Origin of the sequence: Nonlabens spongiae (genome assembly GCF_002117125.1) — a bacterium.
In the GTDB taxonomy this organism is placed as follows: domain Bacteria; phylum Bacteroidota; class Bacteroidia; order Flavobacteriales; family Flavobacteriaceae; genus Nonlabens; species Nonlabens spongiae.
The window spans coordinates 652368-674616 of record NZ_CP019344.1 but is presented as its reverse complement, the minus strand read 5'-3'; the positions used below and the strand labels follow the sequence as shown (position 1 = coordinate 674616).

Annotated in this window: 16 protein-coding genes; 11 read left to right on the top strand and 5 right to left on the bottom strand. The window is 40.4% G+C overall.

The annotated features are described in order from the left end of the window. Nucleotides 1–97: 97 nt before the first annotated feature. From BST97_RS03060 to BST97_RS03045, 4 genes are all read left to right on the top strand, one after another. Nucleotides 98–1396 (top strand): tyrosine-type recombinase/integrase, encoded by a 1299-nt coding sequence (locus tag BST97_RS03060; RefSeq protein WP_085765861.1) that lies wholly within the window; start codon nt 98–100, stop codon nt 1394–1396. A 288-nt stretch (nt 1397–1684) separates the two neighbouring features. Further along, a complete protein-coding gene (locus BST97_RS03055; RefSeq protein WP_085765860.1) occupies nt 1685–2014 on the top strand; it encodes a PadR family transcriptional regulator in 330 nt (109 codons plus the stop codon). A gap of 3 nt (nt 2015–2017) precedes the next feature. Then, nucleotides 2018–2542 (top strand): permease prefix domain 2-containing transporter, encoded by a 525-nt coding sequence (locus BST97_RS16285; protein ID WP_317043454.1) that lies wholly within the window; start codon nt 2018–2020, stop codon nt 2540–2542. Between the two features lie 307 nt (nt 2543–2849). Further along, entirely contained in the window at nt 2850–3392 is a 543-nt protein-coding gene (locus BST97_RS03045) for a DUF4287 domain-containing protein (protein WP_085765859.1), read from the top strand. A 130-nt stretch (nt 3393–3522) separates the two neighbouring features. Here BST97_RS03045 and tamL read toward each other — a convergent pair whose 3' ends face one another. The 3 genes from tamL to BST97_RS03030 form a co-directional block, all read right to left on the bottom strand. Further along, nucleotides 3523–5808, bottom strand: a complete 2286-nt coding sequence (gene tamL, locus BST97_RS03040; protein ID WP_085765858.1) for a translocation and assembly module lipoprotein TamL — start codon at nt 5806–5808, stop codon at nt 3523–3525. Nucleotides 5809–5840: 32 nt separating this feature from the next. Next, nucleotides 5841–10928 (bottom strand): translocation/assembly module TamB domain-containing protein, encoded by a 5088-nt coding sequence (locus tag BST97_RS03035; RefSeq protein WP_085765857.1) that lies wholly within the window; start codon nt 10926–10928, stop codon nt 5841–5843. 352 nt (nt 10929–11280) lie between these two features. After that, nucleotides 11281–12429 carry a THUMP domain-containing class I SAM-dependent RNA methyltransferase gene (locus tag BST97_RS03030; RefSeq protein ID WP_085765856.1) on the bottom strand — a complete coding sequence of 383 codons (1149 nt, stop codon included), beginning with the start codon at nt 12427–12429 and terminating at the stop codon, nt 11281–11283. A 44-nt stretch (nt 12430–12473) separates the two neighbouring features. On the opposite strand from BST97_RS03030, the gene BST97_RS03025 reads away from it, so the two are divergent. The 3 genes from BST97_RS03025 to BST97_RS03015 all read left to right on the top strand — a co-directional run bounded on the left by BST97_RS03025 (nt 12474) and on the right by BST97_RS03015 (nt 15263). After that, complete coding sequence (locus BST97_RS03025) at nt 12474–13274, top strand: SAM-dependent methyltransferase (protein WP_085765855.1); 801 nt, start codon at nt 12474–12476, stop codon at nt 13272–13274. A 200-nt stretch (nt 13275–13474) separates the two neighbouring features. After that, nucleotides 13475–14563 (top strand): alanine dehydrogenase, encoded by a 1089-nt coding sequence (gene ald, locus BST97_RS03020; RefSeq protein ID WP_085765854.1) that lies wholly within the window; start codon nt 13475–13477, stop codon nt 14561–14563. A gap of 67 nt (nt 14564–14630) precedes the next feature. Then, nucleotides 14631–15263, top strand: coding sequence for a 2OG-Fe(II) oxygenase (locus BST97_RS03015; RefSeq protein WP_245833642.1), 633 nt, complete (start codon nt 14631–14633; stop codon nt 15261–15263). Here BST97_RS03015 and BST97_RS16360 read toward each other — a convergent pair. After that, the gene (locus BST97_RS16360; protein WP_085765853.1) at nt 15245–15607 is read right to left on the bottom strand and encodes an RDD family protein; all 363 of its coding nucleotides are present in this window, start codon (nt 15605–15607) and stop codon (nt 15245–15247) included. The genes BST97_RS03015 and BST97_RS16360 overlap by 19 nt on opposite strands. A 117-nt stretch (nt 15608–15724) precedes the next feature. Further along, a complete protein-coding gene (locus BST97_RS03005; protein WP_085765852.1) occupies nt 15725–16459 on the bottom strand; it encodes a DUF6503 family protein in 735 nt (244 codons plus the stop codon). Between the two features lie 548 nt (nt 16460–17007). Here BST97_RS03005 and smpB point away from each other — a divergent pair. The 4 genes from smpB to BST97_RS02985 all read left to right on the top strand — a co-directional run bounded on the left by smpB (nt 17008) and on the right by BST97_RS02985 (nt 22196). Next, complete coding sequence (gene smpB / locus BST97_RS03000; RefSeq protein ID WP_085765851.1) at nt 17008–17469, top strand: SsrA-binding protein SmpB; 462 nt, start codon at nt 17008–17010, stop codon at nt 17467–17469. A 174-nt stretch (nt 17470–17643) separates the two neighbouring features. After that, a complete protein-coding gene (locus tag BST97_RS02995) occupies nt 17644–20130 on the top strand; it encodes a DUF5686 and carboxypeptidase regulatory-like domain-containing protein (RefSeq protein ID WP_085765850.1) in 2487 nt (828 codons plus the stop codon). A 239-nt stretch (nt 20131–20369) separates the two neighbouring features. Then, nucleotides 20370–20657, top strand: a complete 288-nt coding sequence (locus BST97_RS02990) for a T9SS type A sorting domain-containing protein (protein WP_169711521.1) — start codon at nt 20370–20372, stop codon at nt 20655–20657. A 276-nt stretch (nt 20658–20933) separates the two neighbouring features. Beyond that, a complete protein-coding gene (locus tag BST97_RS02985) occupies nt 20934–22196 on the top strand; it encodes a hypothetical protein (protein WP_085765848.1) in 1263 nt (420 codons plus the stop codon). Nucleotides 22197–22249: the final 53 nt, after the last annotated feature.

Below are 22249 nucleotides of genomic sequence, written 5' to 3'. Positions count from 1 at the left end.
TTTTAAAAATATACCGTTATCCGAAATCTACCTTTCGAAAAATATTACTTTTATGGAGACTTAACTGATAAAAGGTAATTCAAAAAAACTTAAAAAATTGGAAATTCAAGCTCATTCAAATGAATTAAGGGAAGATTTAAAAAGAAAATCTTATGCTGATAAAACTATTGAGATCTACGTTGATTGGTTGAAAAAATTAGATGACTTTTTTCCAAAAAAAAAGTTAGACGAAATAGAGTTTAAAGATATAAATGAGTTTTTAGAGCATCTTCAAGATAGATTAAATGCGGCACCAGCAACGGTAAATCAAGCTTTTCAATCATACAATTATTTCTTTAATAAGCTTCATTCAAAAAATTTTGATTTAACAAAGATTAGAAAACCTGAAAGAAAAAGGAGCAATCCCGATATTCTAACGGTCGAAGAAATACTGCTAATAATTGAAAATACTGATAACCTTCAACAAAAACTGCTATTAGCTACGGCTTATTCTGCAGGTTTAGATATATCCGAAGTTAGAGACCTGAAAATTGGTGATGTTGATTTTCAAAGGGATATAATCAAAATAAGAAATAAAAAAGGAAGGGTTGTAAGAGAAGCGATTTTAGCTCGATATGTTAAAACTCTTGCTAAAAAGCACATCCGGCAAAACAGTCCATCGACATTTCTTTTTGAAAGTACTACGACCCATAAAAGATATAATGTAACGACTATCGGTCGAATATTAAAAAATCAAGTTCTGAAGCATAAAATTCATAAAAAAATTTCTTTTAAAACTTTGAAATACTCTTATGTAATGCATTCAGAACAATTGGGGCGACCTTTACAATTTATTTTAAAAGATATGAAAATAAGCTCTTCTCAATCATTAGTATTTTTCAATGATATTAAAAATCGAAATACAAAGGATAGAAAATTTAGTCCATTAGACAAAATAAGTCTACACCAGCAAATTGAACACCCAATCAACAGAGACTATTTTGAGCAAATTATCATTGGAATATCAAATAAAGCAGAAAGGGATTATTTGAAAGAAGCCTTAACATGTATGTCTGTTGGTTCATTAAGAGCAGGAATTATATTCGCTTGGAATGCTGGAATTCTTAACATAAGGCAAAAATGTTTTAATCATGGATCGACTAGTTTAAATAACGCTATTCAAAAATTCTATCCAAGAGCAAAAGAAATAAAGAAAATGGACGACTTTGCATATATTAAAGATTCTACATTGTTGTTAACTGCTCAAGAATTAGGAGAAATTGACAAAGGAGAAAAAGACTCTTTAGAGGATTGTTTAGATTTGAGAAATAAATGTGGTCATCCTGGAAATTATAAACCAAAATCTTTGAAAGCATCATCCTTTATGGAAGAACTAATAAATATTGTATTTAGATAAGTACCATCTCGAACGAAAAATGAAGTTTTAATTCCAATGTTTGATTTTATACATTTTCAGCTTTCTCTCCATCAATAGGCTGATCGGGCCCGTCGCTCTTGACATTCGCAAAGACTTGTTTCAATAAATTCTCGCATAATTTATGTTACTTTAATTTTTTTGAGCATAAATGCCGTATATCTATATTGTAATTTTAAAAATCCTATTTTCTAAAATTTCAACTATTTTACCTACAATGTAGTTTTATTATATCTATTTAAACTACATTTGCGGTAGATATTTGAATAAATGAGTCAAACAACACTGGGCGAGTTAGAAGAAATTGTAGTGATGATCGTTGCCATACTCGATGGTGAAGCCTACAGTGTGGGCATTATCAATGAGATGAAGGAACGACTGGATCGTGAAGTGAGTCTAGGTGCCATTCAAACCGTTTTGAAGAGACTGGAAAAAAAAGGATTGCTCAAATCAGAATTTGGTCGAGCGACAAACGAGCGAGGGGGCAAACGCAAACGTCTTTATGAAATCACTGCTGAGGGTCAAGAAATCATTGATCAAACCAGAGAACAGAGAAATGCACTTTGGGAAGCGATGCCAAGGCTATCATTCCAATACTAATCAATGAAACAGAAATCACGTACACCTTCTCCCCTAGCCATAAAATTTTTTCACTGGTTTTGTCATCCAGATCTGCGCGAGGAAATTGAGGGAGATCTAATGGAACAGTTTCATGTGCATCAATCACTTTACGGGTATCATAAAGCAAACCAGTTATTCATCAAAAACGTGGTAAGCCTTTTTCGACCAGCATTAATCGGAAATTTTAATCACTTAACACAGATCAACAATATGGAAATTATGAATCACAACAAAAGACTGGTAACCATCCTCGCGGTAGCCGTTGCCCTACTCTTAATACCGCTTGTAGCGATGAACTTCAGTAATGAGGTGAATTGGTCTGCATTTGACTTTATCGTGGGCGGCGCTCTATTGATCGGCACGGGATTAGTATTGGAATTCATCTTGAGAAAGATCAAGACCTTAAAATACCGCATCATTATTGGTCTGATCTTGTTTTTTGTGCTGTTCCTTATTTGGGCAGAGCTCGCCGTAGGCGTTTTCGGGACGCGGTTTGCTGGGAGTTAAAGAGTGTTTTTTCTCGCTTTCGCGTTGCACCGTGCTGCCTTCGTAGCCACTTCGGCGCAGTTGGCTCGGCAAGCCTATGGCGACCAATGGAAGGCGGGATTTAAACCATTTATATTTGATTTAACGAATTCAAAAATTTACATAAATCGTGTTCGTAAATTAAAGCTTTGAATCGCATGTATAGCTGCCGCTCTAATCAGCATATTTGAACTGGTAAAATAGCATAAATGTATTACCAAATTCATTTTCATTAAGAATTGAGTATCTTCAAAAGCTGAAATTATACGATTTATCCAACTTTTAGACTATGGAAAAAGCCTTACAAACGATGGTTGACAACATGCCGGCTAAAACTGGTAAGTCACTCGATGAATGGAAGCTCATACTCAAACAAAAATCCTTTGACAAGCATTCTGAAGCTGTTAAATATTTGAAGACAGAACACGGTGTAACCCATGGATTTGCTAACACCATCGTCACTTTATCAAAAGAGGAAAATTCTAGCGCAAAAGACTTAGTACAAGCTCAATATGCAGGTAAAGAACAGCTACTCCCTATTTATGAAAAGTTGATCGCTTATGTGAAGTCGCTAGGTGCTGATGTCACCATCACTCCCAAAAAAGGAAGCGTGAGCGTCATTAGAAAAAGACAGTTCGTTTTGATAAAGCCTGCCACAAAGAGCAGAATTGACTTGGGTTTGAAACTCAAGGACAAGCCCGTTACGGATCGGCTGGAAAACTCAGGTCCCTTCGGAACCATGTGCACTCATAGAGTCAGGATTACAGACCTTTCAGAAATTGATAATGAGTTAAAAGGATGGATTACTGAAGCTTATCAGCAATCTGTCTAGACCCGTGTCCACTCGATCTCGTACTTACAACAGCTTTTGCTTCTCGCTCTAGGTTTTATATTTTGAAAGTGATTGAATTATATTACGCTTTCGCGAAAGCGTACAAATTTAAAAACACCTCTATTGCAAATCAGAACGGATACCCGATCGCAAAGTTGAAAACGGGATTTGCCACATCAAAATCCCAGCGCTCGCCTTCAGGATTCTCCGGGTCGTGGATGGGAGCCGCAAGATCAAATCGTATCACAAAACCCTGGATATCCACCCTAAGACCTACACCGGTACCGATACCTAATTCGTTCATAAAATTGCTTGAAAACTGACCGCCATTAAGTCCTTGATCAGTGCTGGTCCATACGTTACCAGCATCTGCAAAAACGGCACCTTTCAAATAATTGAATATCGGGAAACGGTACTCAACATTGGCCTCTAGCCTGATATTACCTGATCGATCAAAAAAGGAACGATCGTTGTCATTTCCAGGATCGTAGGTCCCAGGACCCAATGACCGCGTTCTAAAAGCACGCACACTGTAGGCACCACCAGAAAAATATTGCTTGCTAAAAGGCAATACATCACTATTCCCATAGGCGTAACCATAACCGGCGAAGAGACGAGTAGCAATTCTGGACTCTTCTGTCAAACGATAGTGGTATCTAAAGTCTGCATCAACCTTTGCGTATTGAGCGTATTCCAGACCTAAGAATTCCTTGGCGCCTTCATCTCCTTCTTGAGATAAAAGACTGATGGAATTCCCTGCGATGTCTACCGTAGAATAGAGAAAGAACAAACTGCGCTTGTTTTGCCGCGCCATACCGTTGTAGGTAAACGCATAGGTTAAACCTGAGATAAATTCTTGCTGTAGCGACTGATCTAGAAAGGGATTTCTATCTCTAATGGCCTCAAATTCCTCAGACTGGTTTAGAACGTTAATGTAATTAATGGAGATGGGATCAATCTCGTGGGTCACATATTTATTTGCTTGCCAGATGTAGCCATAATCTCCAGAGAATGTCAGTAATCCATAAAGCTGGCTGCGACTCAAATAATCTGCCTTGATGCCTGTTTTTGTTTTTGGAATCGAGTATTCAAAATAATTTTTATCGAAGGTAATGGGCGCGATCATCCTGGGGAATATCAAGTCAGAACCTAACGAAAATTCCAGACTGGTCAGACCTGCCTGATCTTGACTGGAAATTTGCACTTCATAAGCTGTTTTGGCAGAAATATTTAAAATCTCCCCACCGCCAAAAAGATTGCGATTTGTAAGTGTCACACCCAGATTAGGCCCGGCAAAATCATTTGATTTAGTTACCCCTTGTAATTCTGCCCTGATGGATCGTTTGTTTAATGGCGATAGATAAATATTGGCATCGAGGTAATTCAGACTGTCGTTTTTCTGCTCGTCTACTTCTGTATATTCAATATTCACAAATTTATAGGCACCTATACCTCCCAACCTTCTACTGGTAGCCTTAGATTTATTAGGATTATACAGATCGCCCTCTTCAATCAAGATAAAAGGATCCAGCCGCTTAGGTTTAAAAAACTCTTCATCTTGAATGAAGTTTTTTTCGGCATATCTTGTAGTGTCTTGTGATGTACTGTCCATCCCAACCACATTGTATGGATACACATTTACCCTTTTGATTTTGTAGGGTTTGACAGCTTTTGAGGGTACATCTTGCTTAAGTTTTAGGTATAGATCAAACTTTCGGTTTTCATACCGATTGGTGTCGGCTTGAAAAATGAGGAAACCGTCATTAAAATTATAATAACCTCTATCCTTTAATTCTTGATCCAATCGCTCGCGCTCATTCTTCATGGCACTAAGGTCAAATCTTGAACCTTTCTCAAAGGGCGAACTTTTAGTCAACTCTTCCAATACAGCATAAAACGGAATGCTATCCTTCTCTACGGTATAGGTTTCCATTTCATAAGGCTTTGGCAGTTGGATACTATAGGATTTACGAGCCTCTTGCGCGGTGCTATCGATGGACTCCTCACTGGTTATATTACTGAAGAAAAAACCTCTATTCTCTAATCTGTTGCGTAAAAGGTCTCGGGTGCCTGCTGCATTTACATCAGATAGATAGACAGGCTCCTCTCCTATACGTTTATTGAAGAATTTAGCTAGAAAACCAGCACTATCTTTTTCAACTCTATAATGGTAGTGAAGACCGGGACGCATGCCCAAGAATGTGCTGTTAGGTTTGGGAGTGATGACCTTTTGAAGTTCGATCTTCAAAGCATCCACATCGTTGACTGTCGCGTTTGAATCTACTTCTACTTCTAGATCAGCGCCGGTGTATAGATATTCATCTTCTGGGATGTATTTCTTAACAGCACAGGAATAAAATAGAGTTGACAGAATGATTGTAATAGCCGCAAACTGCAATGGACCTGACCACTTCATACGATATAACTTTCCGTGAATTTTAAAGCAGATCATTTGGAATCAGGGTTTTTGTCTTCGTTGTCTTGGTCTTCATCGTCATCTTCCTTCATACGCGCATCGGTCGTTTGTTGTGCTGATTTTTCTTCTTCTAACTGTTTGAATTCATCGCTGCTCTTGAATAAATTTTTAAACTTATTAAATTCACGAGTAAAAATGATGGCGACACCGCTTACCATCAACTGACCATCCACCACATTATCAAACTGATTTCTTCTGAATCCCTTAAAACGCCATCTTCCTTGCGGAGTAATGAGATATTCTATGGCGACGTTCCCAATAAGAGGAGTTTGAGAACCATCAGGATTACTACCTTGAACATCTACCTCGCTCCCTACACTTACGATCAACCGATCATTGAGTAATTTTTTACTTGCGGTCACATCCAATTGAGTGCGCTCTTGAGCCGAGTTTCCTTGATAATCGGTATAGCTGTCCAGACCAAATGTCAGATCTACTCCCGTATTCCCAAACAATTGCCCACCGTATTGATTCAACTGATCGCTTATCGCCTGATTCAAATTATCGCGAGCTACGGTAGCAACACCACCCTGGCTCCCATCTGAACCGCTGGTAGGGAAAAAGCGATTTAATGTGATCAAAGCAAATACTTGTTTATTTAATTGCTGTGGCTGATTGTTCAATTGTTGCAATGTGCCGTACACCTGACCACCAGCATAACCACGTTCATCCTCAGGCAAATCAATCGCAAAGCTGATCTCTGGCTTCATGAGCTCACCATCCAGATTTAAATAAACTAAAAACGGAAGCTGTTGCCTGAACTGATTCCTGTCAGCTGCATCGATACCACTTGTCCGTGCTGCCATAAGCGAGCTGGCGCTGGTTTCTATCCGGTAGATTGCTCTCACGTCAAGAATAGCATCAAAAGGATCTCCCGTCCAGCTCACGCTACCACCTTCTGCAAGGTCAAAACGTCTGGAAACGATATCGTAAAAGTTGAGTTGGTAGTAACCATCGGCGATTTCATAGCGACCGGTGAGCGTCATACGTCCATTAGGGAACATTTTGTAGATCAAATCTCCACTTCCAGATACCTGAAGTTTGTCGCTTGTATTTGGATCGATGATAATATTCACGGTGGCACCATCATTCACGCTCAGATTCATATTGAGGTCAAAACCAGTAAGGGTTGCGCTCACATCTTCAGATTGCGTTAATATATTGTCAGGATCTTCTTTATTAACAAACTGAACGATACCATCGCGCTGCACCATGTTCACCTCCGCAGCTGGCATGACATAGGTAAAATCTGTAGCATTATCCACTCGCACATCCATATCGATAACTGGGATATTAATATCGCCTTTTATAGTAGCGTCGGCATCAAATTTTGCTACACCATAATAGAGATCGTTATCATCTTCGGTCGAATTAAGTGCTGTAAAGTCCCGAGCTTTGAGTTTTAAATCAAAAGTGGGTGTAAATAGATCTTCTGTACCTACACTCCCATCTATGCTGAAAACATTGTTATTCTCATCTCTAATCTCAAAATTGTTGAACGTAATCGCATCGTTATTGAGATTTAACTCCTCATTTTGCAAAAGGAACTCGTTATTAAGCATGGCGACATTGAAACCGGCATTCTCAAACTCTAGTTTTCCATTGTAAGTAGGTTCTGAAGTCGTTCCGGTAACACTTATTTTTCCGTTCATGGATCCAGAACCTTCTTTTAGAAAATCCTGCGATAATCCAGTTACCGTATTCATCTCCAACCTATTGATATCGAGTTGAAGATCTAGTTCAGCAGCAGTCTCTGCCGCCGTATAATTTCCGGCTAGCTGTAAATCTATCGGTTTACCTTTGATAGTCATGTCCATATTATAGCGATTGCCATCGACCAGTTCGGTATCGAGAGCGAGTCTCCCAAGCTTTGTTTGCATCACGTGAAGCTCATCGATGCTCATATCAGCTTCAAAGCCCATTTTGCCTAAAACATCTTCAAAAACCAATTCACCATTGACGATTCCGGTAGCCAGTTTTTCATCTGGATTGAGATAACTGAGAACGGATTGCAACCTAAAGTTATTCATTAGTAAAGCAATGTGATCTTTCTCTATATCAGCTAGATCACTTCTTAATTCAAGCGATTGATTACCGTCTGTTAATTTAAAATCTTTGAACTTAATTTTGTTTTCGCCATAAGCCATTTCATTGGTCTCTGGAATCTGCCACGGCTTTTTGTTGAAGATCAAATCATCAATCGACAAATTGAAAATGAGGTTATCTACTCCTAATTGATCTCGCTTTCGCGAAAGCGTACTCCCAAAATGCAATAACCGCTCGCCCTCATCATAGGAGACAAAATCAAGCTCCAGTCTATTTTGTATGATGGAACCTTTGAGCACCGTCTCAGCAAGGCTGACCGGTCCAGCCTCTAACCGATCATAACCTACCTCAAAATCAAATCGTTCTTGATCAGATCTGGACTGAATGTGGATGCTATCCACCACGCTACCGGTATATTTCACGTAAGGAATGATGATATCAGTATCCAGTAAGCGCTTGCGTTCATTAAAGTTTACGGATAACGTGAGGGTGTCCAGCGATTCCAGACCAGGCAAAATCACCTCGCGCAACATGGGTGCAGGTTGAACTTTTCCCTTCAATTTCATCACCACATAATTTGTGGTGTCCATGCTTACCTCGCGGTTCAAATACCGATCCATATGTCGCTGTAGTCCGGCAAAAAGCTGCGCTGGATCTACGTTTGAACGCAATTCTAGGTCGAGCATTCTATTTTTCACATCTACCGCCGTCGTGTCTGGAGCAGAAAAAGCATGTGCATTAAAACTTCCCAAGAGATAACTCTGGTCGTCATAGACAGCGATGCCGTCTTCAATCTCTAGATCGACTTCATATTCAGAAAGATTGCCTTTAAAGTTCGTGATGATTTTTCCCCCAGCTTTAGTGTTTTTTGAGGAAATCCCAAATTCATACAGATCGATTCCTTTGACATTTATTGTTGCTTGTGCTTCGGTAGCAACGCTGTCCAAGTCAACAAATGCGTCCAGTTCAAGGTCCAAATTATCATCCCTAAACTTCGTATCAAACGTGCCCTGACCATCTTTAATTTTTGCGCTCAGCGGAACATTATTGATTTGGTAACCGTTGTAGGCAAATTTGCTGAGGTTTCCTTCCAGCGTTGCGTCGAGTTCATTGATCGTACTACCGCTTCCTTCAACATCCAGATTAAGAGTCAAGTCTCCAAGACTTGGATTTTGTAGCAAAGTAGATAGCTGTATTTCCGTGGCTCGAACTACTGCATCAAAATTGATGTTTTCACCAAATGCAAAAGTACCATCAGCATCTACGGCACCTAGACTGGTCTGCAATTGCGCATCGGTTTTGAGAGAGGTTGTGGTACCATTAAAGCTACCCACCAACTGAACATCTTGTGGCAACTCTACTCCCAATGCTTGTTCATCTACAAAGGCAATTAAATCCTTTCTCTTAGAATTGACTCTTACTCGCCCAAAGTTGTAGCTCAACGCCTCAGGATCCGTGACATTACGGAGATTCCCGGTGGCATAGATATAAGTTGCCTGTCCCCAGTCCAAATTTAACTTGGGAATATTCAGAAAGTCCGTACTTCCAGTTGCTATGAGATTTCCTCTTAATCTATGTTTGGTTAGAGCGTCAAAATAGGGCTGTTGTTTTAAATCAGGTTGGAAACGATAAACATCAGCGAGGTCTATGTTGAAGCCTGGGAGATTAGCCTGAACTTTGATATTGGTAGGGTTTTCAGTCAGTTGCTGAAGGCTTGCATAGTCCATACTCAAGTTTCCATTGAGGGTATTTCTGTTTAAATTCAAATTCAAGCCGCTGAGAGCAATAGCACTATCTGAAACCTCGCCTTCAAAATTTAAGCTGTACAGATTTAGACCAGAAGCCTCTTTACCATTCAGCTTTTCAATGGTTGCGGTAAGAGTTTGATTTTTTAGAGAACTCTCTGCTAAAGTGAGATTCACATCTTCCAGAAAAACAGCATCAGGATTAAACTGACCTACCTGAGGTTGTGCTCCATCGACAGAATAAGTGAAATTGATATTTTCCAGGAGAACATCTTGAACATTATAAGTTAAAGGCGGCCATTCAAAAGCTGCTGCTTGGCTGGAATCAATATTACCAGTAGTTTTAGAATCTTGTGTTGTCATAGCCACATCGACTCTGGAATTCCTAAAATCTAAAAACGATACCTCATAATCCTGCTGATCTAGGTCAATTTTTGGAATGCTGGTTTCCAGATCATCCACGTAAGTAGTCAACTCAATCCCGTCGATTTCTGATTTGAAATTGAAGTCTACTTGAGAGAACTTGATGTTTCCAGCGGCGAGAAATGGCAGTGGCACAGAATCGGTTTCAACAGTATCGGGATCAGCCTGAATACTAGGCTCACTCATGATGTAAGTAATATCGGCATCAGTTAAGTCGAGTTCGTCAACTGTGTAGCGCATTTTTTCCAGATCCAATTCATTCATCGCAACCTGAAGTTTCTGAAAGCGAGCATCTGCAAACATACCTGTGACCTTGTCATCATAAATAACGTCAAAATCATTCAGATCAAAGTTGCCCAAATCCAACTGCATGGGTTCTGATGCGGTGGTATCTGGTGCGGTGGCAAAGGCGTCGGCTAGAAATTGAAAATTAAAGCCTTGAACGGTGTCCTTCCTTTTGATTCTCGCTACAAGACCCTCCCACTCTACATTATCGATAGAAAGCGATCCGCCTCTGATCCACGGTAAAAATGGAATATCAGCTTCCAGCTTTTTTGAATAGACTAAGGTATCACCGGCAAGATCTTCCAGGTAAACGCCGCTCGCACTTATATCTCCGTCAAAAGTAAAATACAGGCTCTCCACTTGAACTTCAGTTCCCGTTTTGCCTTCCAGATAATTGACGGCCTGATTCACGATAATATCTTGTCCCCACGGACTGCGTATGAACAGAATCAGTAACAAAAAGAAAATGATTATTCCAGCAATGGTACGCAGTAACCTGCGCAACCAGCGGAATTTTCTCTTCGGTTTTTTAGGGTTTTTCTTTACAGTTTGATCGCTCAAGCAGGTTTCACTTAGATGACCTACAAATTGACAAAACCCATGCCTATTAACATAATTTACCTCGGTAAAGTTGTGTTAATGATATTTCTTACATAGCGGGATATAATCTCTAAAGTGTTAATGATAAAAGACTGATCCGCTATAAGACTTAAGATAAAAGACTTTAAGCTTCTGAGATTGGAATTTGAATTTCAAGGTAGAACACCCCCTGCGCCCCCTCAAGGGGGAAAATTACAATTCGATCTTCCCGATTAAGGTTATGGAACTTGAAATTTGGAATTTGGAATTTGGGTTTTGGGTTTTGGGTTTTGGGATTTCTAGTTCTAGTTCAAGTTCTAATTCAAGTTCAGAATTATTCCCTACCACCCTTCTTACTCCCTCGATACATTTCATATTTCACGAGTCTGGACTCCAGCTTCCCGTTAAACAATTTGATTTTTCTACTCGGGCGCAGACCTACATGCTTGAGTGCCTCCAGATTTCCAGTAATCATCCACGCAGTAGAACCTGCGTAGCGTTGTTTTAGGGTGTCTCCTATGTTCTTGTAAAACTCATCGATTTGCACGGAAAGTCGCGCATCATACGGCGGGTTGAACATCAAAAACGCCTCTGCCCGCTGATGGTCTCTGAAGAAATCACCCTTTTCTAGCGTGATAAAATCATTCAAATTGGCATTGTCCACGTTTTCAGCGGCTTTTTTAAGCGTAAAACCATCGACATCGCGGCCTATGATCTTGCCCTCAAACTCACGCATTTTCTTAAGACAGCTTTCTTGAATTTTTTCAAACAACGCATTATCGTAGTCTGGCCAGCGTTCAAAACCAAATTCCATTCTATTCAAATTGGGAGCAATATTTGCCGCAATCATAGCGGCTTCAATGGCCAGCGTTCCGCTACCACACATGGGATCAATAAAGGTAGATCGCTGGTCCCAGTCGCTTAGTAAAATGATTCCTGCAGCAAGTACCTCGTTTATGGGAGCGATATTGGTTTTATCTCTGTAACCACGTTTGTAAAGCGCCTCACCACTGGTGTCCAGCGATACGTCTACATGTTGATCGTTGATGTGAATGGAAATGCGCACATCAGGATGTTTCAAATCCACATCAGGGCGACGACCCGTTTTGCGGCGTATCTGATCCACGATCGCATCCTTGGTTTTAAGCGCTACGTACTGACTGTGGTTGAAGTATTTAGAAGAAATCGTTCCACTTACAGAAAGCGTGTCGTGAGGCGTGAGGTATTGCGACCAGTCAAATTGATAGATCCCATCATAAAGATCCACTTCATTGCGGGCCTTGAAACTATAAATAGGTTTTAGAATCCTAATCGCGGTACGCAACATCATGTTTGCCTTGTACATAAATCCCTGATCACCTAGAAATTCCACCATGCGCACGCCTTTCTTAATATCCATGGCGCCCAGCTGCCTGAGTTCACGTTCTAGGACCTCTTCCAGTCCAAAAAGTGTTTTGGCGACCATTTTAAAATTTTCAGACATGCTTTGCGATTTAGAGCGGCAAAATTACGGTATTTTTGCCGCCTATGTCTTCAGAAAGCACAGAGCAGGAATGGTATGCCAGTTGGTTTGACACCAGATATTACCATATTCTGTACAGAGATCGAGATCACGAGGAGGCTGCTGGATTTATGCGACGCCTTACAGAATCGCTGCATCTCGATCAAGATGCTCATATTCTGGATCTTGCTTGTGGACGCGGTCGCCACAGCATGTACTTGAATAAATTGGGGTATCGTGTGACTGGTGTAGATTTGAGTGAGAATAGTATCGCTTTCGCGAAAGCGGAATTATCAAAAAAGCTAGCTCAATCTAAGAGTCTTAATTCTTCCCACCAAACCCTTGATTCCAGTCGATTGAATTTTAAGGTTCACGACATGACCCAACCGATGGGCGAACAATTTGATGCGGTCTTTAACCTGTTTACCAGTTTTGGTTATTTTGAAACCGAAGGAGATAATCTCAAAACCATCTGCGCCATTAAGGATAATCTCAATCGCGGTGGACATGCCGTGATTGATTTCTTAAATGTTCCTTATGTTTTGCGTAAGCTGGTCGTTTCCAATCAGAAGAGTGAGCGAGGAATCACCTTTCACATGAGTCGTAGGTTTAAAGACGGTCACATCATAAAGGACATCAAATTTGAAGATCAGGGAAATGATTACCATTACACTGAGCGTGTCAAAGCCTTGATGCTGTCAGACTTTAAAGGATATTTTGAAAAAGCAGGACTTGAGTTGATACAAGTTTATGGCAGTTACCAGCTCGATGCATACGATCGTTTTGATTCTGATCGATTGATTATGGTGGTTAAAAACCCTGAGTAACTCATTTCATCTCGAGTTGAAATTATCGTGCTAGGCAATTATCGTTTGTAAACCAACTTTCGCTCACATTACATTTATACCCTCTAAAAATAGGGGTAAATCCTATTGATTCATAACATTTTTAAAAACAACCATATCAATTATAGGGTTAGATTCTGAAATATTATTTATTTATAGTTTCTAACCCTAAAAACGTGGTCATGGTAATAGGCGTACCATCTGAAATCAAGACTAATGAAAGCCGTTTGGGAATGACTCCTGCCGGTGTACTCGAGCTTCATAAACGCAATCACTCCGTTTACATTCAATCAGGCGCCGGACTGGGAAGCGGATTTTCAGACAAAGATCACATTAAAGCTGGAGCCCAGATTCTAGAAAAGATTGAAGCCGTCTATCAAATCGCCGAAATGATCGTAAGGGTGAAGAAACCTATCGAATGGGAATATGACCTCGTTAAAAAAGACCAGATTGTTTGTACCTACTTCCATTTAGCTTCAAGCGAAAAACTCACAAAAGCCATGTTTGCCTCGGGTGCTGTTTGCGTTGCCTATGAAACCGTAGAAGATGATGACGGCGTTCTTCCCCTACTCGCTCCCATGTCTGAAGTGGCAGGAAGACTCCCTATACAACAGGGTGCAAAATACCTTGAAAAACCGGTCAAGGGCCGTGGCGTACTTTTAGGCGGAGTTCCCGGCGTTGCTCCTGGGAGGGTGTTGGTTTTGGGCGCTGGAGTCGTAGGGATCCAAGCAGCAAAAATGGCGTCTGGTCTGGGAGCTCACGTAACCATCATGGACATCAATATGAAAAGATTAAGATACGTCAATGATGTGATGCCTTCTCACGTGGTCACCGAATTCTCCAATGAACTCAACGTAAGAAAGCACATACAAACCCATAATCTAATTATAGGTGGTGTTCTACTGAAAGGTGCCAAAGCTCCCAATGTTATCACCCGAGACATGCTTAAAACAATGCGACCAGGAACAGTGATCGTAGGTGTAGCGGTAGATCAAGGCGGTTGTGTAGAAACAACGCGTCCTACCACTCATGAAGATCCTATCTATATCATTGATGATGTCGTACACTACTCAGTGGCCAACATGCCGGGAGCTGTTCCTTACACATCAACGGTTGCCTTGACAAACGTGACCCTACCGTTTGTAATTCAACTTGTCGATCTGGGCTGGAAAGTAGCCTGCGATCGGGATCCTCATCTCGCTTTGGGATTGAATATAGTAGACGGTAAATTGGTTTATGAGGAGATCAATCAAGCATTTGGGTGGGATTGATTCTTTTTGATAAGATTGTCCATGTATAGAACAAAGTAGATTATGTTTGCCGCTTTTTAAATGTGAATTGGAAGAATACCACGCTTTAGATCGCTGGTTGTCCTGGATGGATGAATTGGCTCTTAATGATTATGTAATTATTGATGATTTCTTGAGGGAAGATCGGCTTAATGTATTGCAAGCTTTTTTTAAAGAACATCTGGAAGCATTTACAAAAGCCGGCATCGGAGCCTTGAACGATCAAATGATCCGTTCTGATATAAGAGGTGACTTTACCTATTGGCTAGACAGAAAAAGAGACACGCCACTCGATTCTATCTGGAGTCTCATAGATGAAACTATCCATATTTATAACAGATACTGTTATTTGGGGCTGTCGGGTTATGAATTTCATTTAGCCCACTACCCTACCGGTGGACATTACGATAAGCACCTGGACCAATTCAATAATAGAAATAACCGTACGATCAGTATGATTTTTTATCTGAATAAGAATTGGCAAAAAGGTGATGGCGGTGAATTGGAAATTTATCAAGAAGACGGCTCCACGTTACTGGTAGAACCACTTGAGGCGCGCTGTGTAATGTTCAAAAGTGCGGTTGTCCCACATGCAGTTTTGGCTTCAAATAAGCCGCGGTACAGTCTGACCGGCTGGTTGTTGCAGCAGCCTTCAAAGTTGGGTCAGTTTTCGTTGACATAAACGATTCTAGTGAAAGACCAGGAATCATTTATTCCTATCTCCGTTCCAAACAAATAAGAAATAACGTCAATAGGTACCAACCTAAAAAGGCTTCTCAAAATCGTTCTAAAAATTTCAGGTTTTCCTCCCTGGTTATAAATGACTTTTGTCTTTGTAACCATCTTGCCGATAGTCTGTTGAAAAACATACTCTAAAACTAAATAGTAAACAAAAGTAGTTAAGTAGAACAATGAGAAATAATTGGAGCCATCTATAATAACGATCAATACGTACCAAAGAATATAAATAAGTATAAAATCAATCAAATAATTGGTCAGTCTGGTCGATTTATCAATGGATTTCATTTTTTGACTGCTAATTATCTAATTGAGATAGTAAACAACAATTAATAGCTAGAACTGAAAATTTGAGGTTCCAGCTATAAATCTATAATTGGTTTTGCAGAAATACGTGAGATTAATTTAATCCCCACTCACCCGTTTCAATTCAATATCGCTGACTTTTTCGAGTTTGCCTTGTTCAAAGTGTTCTTCTAGATTTTCGAGTTTTGCATCGCTATCGATGGGGCTGTAATTATGATAATCCTGCACGATCATGCCGTTGATGTTTCTGCGGTTGTAGCTTTCGCGAAAGCGAAACCCACATTCCTCCTCACAGAAACTATAAGCGAAATAATCGATCATGAAATCTGCTTGATTAATCCAATAAATAAAAACATCTTCGTGATCCTCACCGCCGCCATTTTCATCAAATGTTACTTCAACTTCATAATACTTTATTTCATTAATCGTAGTTTCACCCAGATACTTTTTATAGACCGCTGGACCGTCGAGACTAAAAGGCAGCTGACCCAAGTAAATCACAGAATTCAGGCTGGAACTGAGCGTAGATTTCTTTTCTGGCTGTAAAGTAACGACGCTATCATTTATAGTCCTTTTAAATCCGTCATTAGTGAGGCGATCCACCACACTATCTTGGTTTTGGATCGTGATGCGCTCGTAGGTGAAGAGTCCGTTATCGCGGGTCACCACGTAATCAATCCCTCTGAAATTGAAAGCTAATTTTCCTTGCGCCATTTTATCAGCGCCGTGTGCCTTGATAGTTTTTGCAATCAGCTCGTCAGCATCTGGTTGAGGCTCAGTACAACTGGTGATTGACAGACCTAAACAGAGCAATAGAAAGGATACTTTTTTCATAATGCGAAGATACTATCGGGAATTTTGCTAAGCTGTCCTTTCTTTCCTCAAGATTTTCACATTTTACCCGCTTGTTAGTGTAAAGAGATAGTAAGCAGGTGTGGTATGCGGTATGCGTGGATTTCGAATAATTGTCGATATTCAATATTACTTATTCAATATTCATTATTCAAAATCGGGCTTCGAGTGCCTCAGCCCTCGCTGGAAACCTTTGTTGAACAGTGAGGTTCTCGAAGGGCGTGTTTTAGCCATTTTTCAATAATGATTCTATAATAAGGTTGTTGCAGTTTGTAGCGGGCAGTTTGCGGCATGTGGTATGCGTTGATTTCAAATAATTATCGATATTCTGTATTCAATATCCCTAATCGGGCTTTGAGTGCCTCAGCCCTCGGTGAAAAATTTAAGGAGCTCTGGAATTTATAGAAACAATTTCTAACTCCAGTCCCCTCTAACCTCATCCCGCATGCCTCATACCTATCCCCCATCATCTATACAAAACCTTAAAAGCTTACTACTCATCTACGCATCCATTATATTTGCGCCTCTCTATGGAATTTAAGAAAAATATACAGATCAAGAACCGCAAGGCGCGCTTTGAATATGAGATACTTGATAAGTATATCGCTGGGATTGTTTTGGTGGGTACTGAGATCAAAGCAATACGACTGGGTAAAGCGAGTATTGCGGAGGGATTTTGCGAGTTTAAAAATGGCGAACTCTGGGTAGTAAACATGACCATACAAGAGTACAGCCACGCTTCATACTTCAACCACAATCCTAAGCAGGTGCGCAAATTGTTGCTTAACAAACGCGAACTCAAAAAGCTGGAGAAGGAAGTCACCAGTTCTGGAAACACTATTGTTCCTTTACTTCTTTTCATTGACGATAATGGGCGTGCAAAACTGCAGATTGCGCTTGCTAAAGGGAAAAAGCTTCATGACAAGCGTGATACCATAAAAGATCGCGACAACAAGCGCCGTCTGGACAGTATCAAAAAGGCCTACAGGTAGTTGGCTTATAGCAGTATGCGGTAGGCAATAGGCAGTACGCAGTAGTCAAGAAATTAATCTTAGCTTACCGAAAATGACTCGTAAAATTCAAAATCCAGACAACCATTCTGAAAACGGCTCGTCTATTAGGTAGAATGCGATACTTTTATCGCCGCAAGCACGCAACCCAAAGACATGAAGCACATCTACCTGACCGCAATAGTTATATTGATTTTTTCCGCTTTCGCGAAAGCGCAATTAACAGGCGCCCTTACCGACCAGAACAACAACCCCATAGCCTTTGCCAGCATCTACGTTAAGGGAACCTACACCGGCACCACAACCAATGCCGATGGAACCTACCTCCTGCAACTACCAGAATTCCAGACTTACGAGATCGTTTTTCAATCATTGGGTTACAAAACCGAAAACCGTACGGTAGATTATCGGGAGAAAAATCAGCGGCTGGACATACAGTTGACTGAAGAAGTAGCAAAACTTGACGAGGTAGTGGTGAACAGCGATGAAAATCCAGCAGATCGCGTGATACGTGAAGCCATCGCGAGACGCAAATTCAACAAAAACAAAACAGACCGCTACACCGCAAAGTTTTACTCACGAGGTCTGTGGAGCATGGAAGATGTTCCCGAAAAATTTCTAGGTCAGGAAATAGGCGATCTAGATGGATCGCTGGATTCACTGACTCGCAGCGGGATCATCTATCTATCAGAGACATTCTCTGAAATCGCTTATGAAGCGCCTAATAATTTTAAAGAACGCATCACCGCAAGTAAAATAAGTGGAGATGATAATGGTTTTAGCGTAAACAGTGCTGAGGAAGCCAATTTTAATTTCTACGAAAACAACATAGACCTCAATAATCGCATCGTTTCACCTATTGCAGATTATGCTTTTAATTATTACAGGTACAAGCTGCTGGGTACTTATTATGATGAGAATCAATTTTTGATCAATAAGATCCAAGTCAGTTCAAAAAGACCTAAGGACAACACCTTTGACGGGATAATTTACATCGTAGAAGATCAGTGGACTATTTCTGGCCTTGAATTGACCACAACTGGTGAAAATATCAATGTGCCTCCTATCGAAAAGTTGACTTTTAATCAAGATTTTACCTATGATCAAAATACGGAGTACTGGGTAAAACGATCTCAAAGCATTGATTTTGCATTTAAATTTTTAGGATTTCAGGGGAATGGAAGATTCATCGCAAACTATACCGATTATGATTTTAATCCGCAGTTTGAAAAAAAGTACTTTGGTGCTGAAGTATTGCGCGTAGAAGCAGACGCCAATAAAAAAGACAGTTTATTCTGGGTAAATCGCAGACCTATCCCACTAACTGAAATCGAGCAAAAGGATTACATCAAAAAAGACAGCATAAGTGCTGTGCGCAACGATCCTAAATATAAAGATAGTGTGGATCATGTACGCAATAGATTTGGAAAGCTGGATTTATTCACAGGTTACACCTATCGTGATAGCAACGAGCGCAGCCGCTGGTCGTATGATGGTTTGATCACACCAGAGGCTTTCAAAGGATTCAATACGGTACAAGGTTTTGTCTTGGGAACAGGCCTCTCCTATTCCAAAGGTTTTGACGAGCGCTATAACCGCTATTTCTATGCCGGTGCTGATTTTGAATATGGATTTTCTGACGATCGCTTGAGGTATACCGCAGATCTTAATTATCGTTTTAATAGAACGAATCGCCGTACCCTTTCCCTTTCAGGAGGAACACGGGTATTTCAGATTAATAACTCTGAGCCTATCAGTAATTTTGAGAACACCGTTTCTTCGTTATTCTTTGAACGCAACTTTGCTAAATTCTATGAAGCTGACTATATAAGAGCAGGCTATTCAGAAGAAATTGCCAATGGTTTTTACCTCTCAGGAGCTTTGTCCTATGAAAAACGACAAGGTTTGAACAATACAACTGACCAAGTTTGGTTCCCATGGGATGATTATGAATACACCAGTAATAATCCGTTACCGCTGGATGACAATAATTCTGCTTTCATTGAAGATCATGAAATCGCAAAAGCACTAATCAATCTAACTATCAGACCTGGCCAGAAATATCAGAACTACCCAGACGGGAAATATAATATCAGAAATGAAAAGTACCCTTCTATCAATGTGCGCTATGAGGGCGGTTTTGCAGGAAGTGAAGATGGACTGGACTTCCATCAGTTGAGTGGTAGCATCTGGCAAAGCTTTGATATGGGAAATCTAGGTCGTAGCAGCTACTGGGTAAACGGTGGTACATTCTTCAATGCAGATGATGTCAGCATTGTGGATTATCAGCATTTCAATGGAAATCAATTACGTATAAAAACTGCAGCTTTGAACCCTTATGGCTTTGGATTGCTGAATTATTACGGTTACAGCACCAACGAAAGCTATGCACAGGTACACCTCCAGCATGACTTCAAAGGTTACATTCTAGGAAAGATCCCTGGAATCAATCAGCTGAACTATGACTTAATCTTAAGCGGTAAAGCTCTATATACCGAGCGTAAACCCTACTTTGAAGTGAGTGCTGGGATCGATAACATTGGATTAGGTAAGTTCAGACCTTTCAGAATCGACTATGTGCACAGCATTACCAGTGATCGCAGTTTTGGTAGTTTCATTTTGGGGATCAATGTGCCGTTTTAAATAGAAATACCATACTCCACTATTTCTTGAACCTTTAAACCAAAAACGTTTTAAGGATCAACTACGACTAATTTTAAATGGATATTAATTGCTTAGTGCTTAGAGCTCAACGCTCCCTGCGCAAAGCATCAAACTAACCAACCATGAATTACTTACCCATACTCCTATTCGCTGCAATTACTCTATTTCATACTAGCATCCTAATAGATCAATCCGCAGCCCATTTTAAATCTGAAGCAATGTTAAGTTCTTTAATAAAAGAAGATGTGTCGGTCTTGCAATCAAAGCCAGACATTAAAATTGAATCAGATCGAATAAATGAAGTTATCACAATCACTTCTGAAACAGAGATAAGAAAATTGGATATTGAGATCTTTAACTTGCTAGGTAAGAAAGTGGCACAAGGCTCGCTAGATCTACATGATAAATCAGTTCAATTCTCGGTGGCAGGTTTGAGTAATGGTTTGTATATTCTGGTCGCCAGGACAGAAACCGGGAAAAGAAGAAGCTTCAAATTCGTGAAATAGCTTTGCGCATTGCGCTTAGAGCTTAGAGCTTGGAGCTTGGAGCTTGGAGCTTGGAGCTTGGAGCTTGGAATTTATAGCATAGTTTCATAACCCATTCAAGTCGATCGACCTCTTTCATAAAATCTCCCGCATCGCTCTCAGCTCACAGCGCAGAGCTGCATCTAATAGCATTGCTTTTAATTTAAAATGTTAATAATTAGATAGTTATAATTTCGGCACGCTGATTGATACCTACTAAGCGTACGACAACGATGTAGTACTTTAAAAGGCTTAGTTATGAAAAATTTTATCACAATGCTTGCGCTGTTCCTGGTGGGAATTCAGGCAAGCCACGCAGAACGACCAGCCGATGATTTAAGGTATCGCGGTTACACAAACAGCTTTATCTTTCAAGAAGGAGGAATTGAATTTGCCGTCTTTCCAGATGGTCAGTTTGACTTCAATTATTTGGATTATGGTCCTAATTTCAATATCGCTATAAATACGCGAAATACCCATTTTTCATTCAACAGCGGTTTTAATTACGATCGTTTTGTACAGTATGATGCTTATGGAGCCGTAATCCAGATTGAGAATGTTCCTATCTTCTATGATCCATTTGGCAGAGTTAATCAGATCGGTGATATATTCATAGATTATAGAAATGGATGGGTACGACGCATAGGTAATTTGAGAATATACTATGGCAGACCTGGTGTGGTTGTGAATTACAGAGGTTTTATCAACAGATGGAATAGAAATTACATTTATCGTCCATGGCATGCCTATTATTCTGCGCCTATCATTGATCGTTGCGTAGTTTGGAATGCTCCATATAGACGTTATTACAATCCAGTACGATTCTCTTGGAATTATCACCGCAACTATTGGAACAGACCAGGATATTATAACGGTTGTTTAACTAGACGTGATATAAGACGCAATTTTTATAGACCCTATGACCGCGTGGATTACAGGAGTTTTGAAAGAGGTCGCAGAGATAGTCGCGGTAGAGCTATCGCCTATAATAGAAATGCCAGAACAGAACGCACCGCCATTGCAACGGGAAGACGGGAAATCAACCGAAGCAATGCTTCAAGAGTAGCAATAAATGACAGAAGAGCTAATTCGAGCAGAGCAAATGCAACTTTATCAAATCGTAACTCAGGTAATGAAAGAGCAACTAATGTAAGATCAAGTCAGCGCGCTAATGAAAGAGTAGCTAGAAACAGTACCACAAGATCTAGTAGCGCAAATACGACAGCAAGAACGAGTCGTAGCAATGATTCAAGTGTTGCGACCCGCAATAGATCTTCAAGAATTGTTACCGCTCCTAGTCGCTCAAATAGATCCACTAGAGCAACAACAGCTCCACGAAACGAACGCCCCACTGCAAGAACATCTTCTCGCAGCACCCGTTCAGAAAGAGCTACCACTTCTAGAAGATCATCAAGGTCTAGTACTGCAACAACGTCAAGCAGTCGAGTAAAGAAAAACAGTTCAGCAAGACGTGCCAGCTTAGAAAGATCTGGTAGCAGGTCTTCAAATCGCAGAGGTTAAATTGACAGTTAATGTTTGATCAGCAGGCCGGGCGTAAAGTTCGGTCTGCTTTT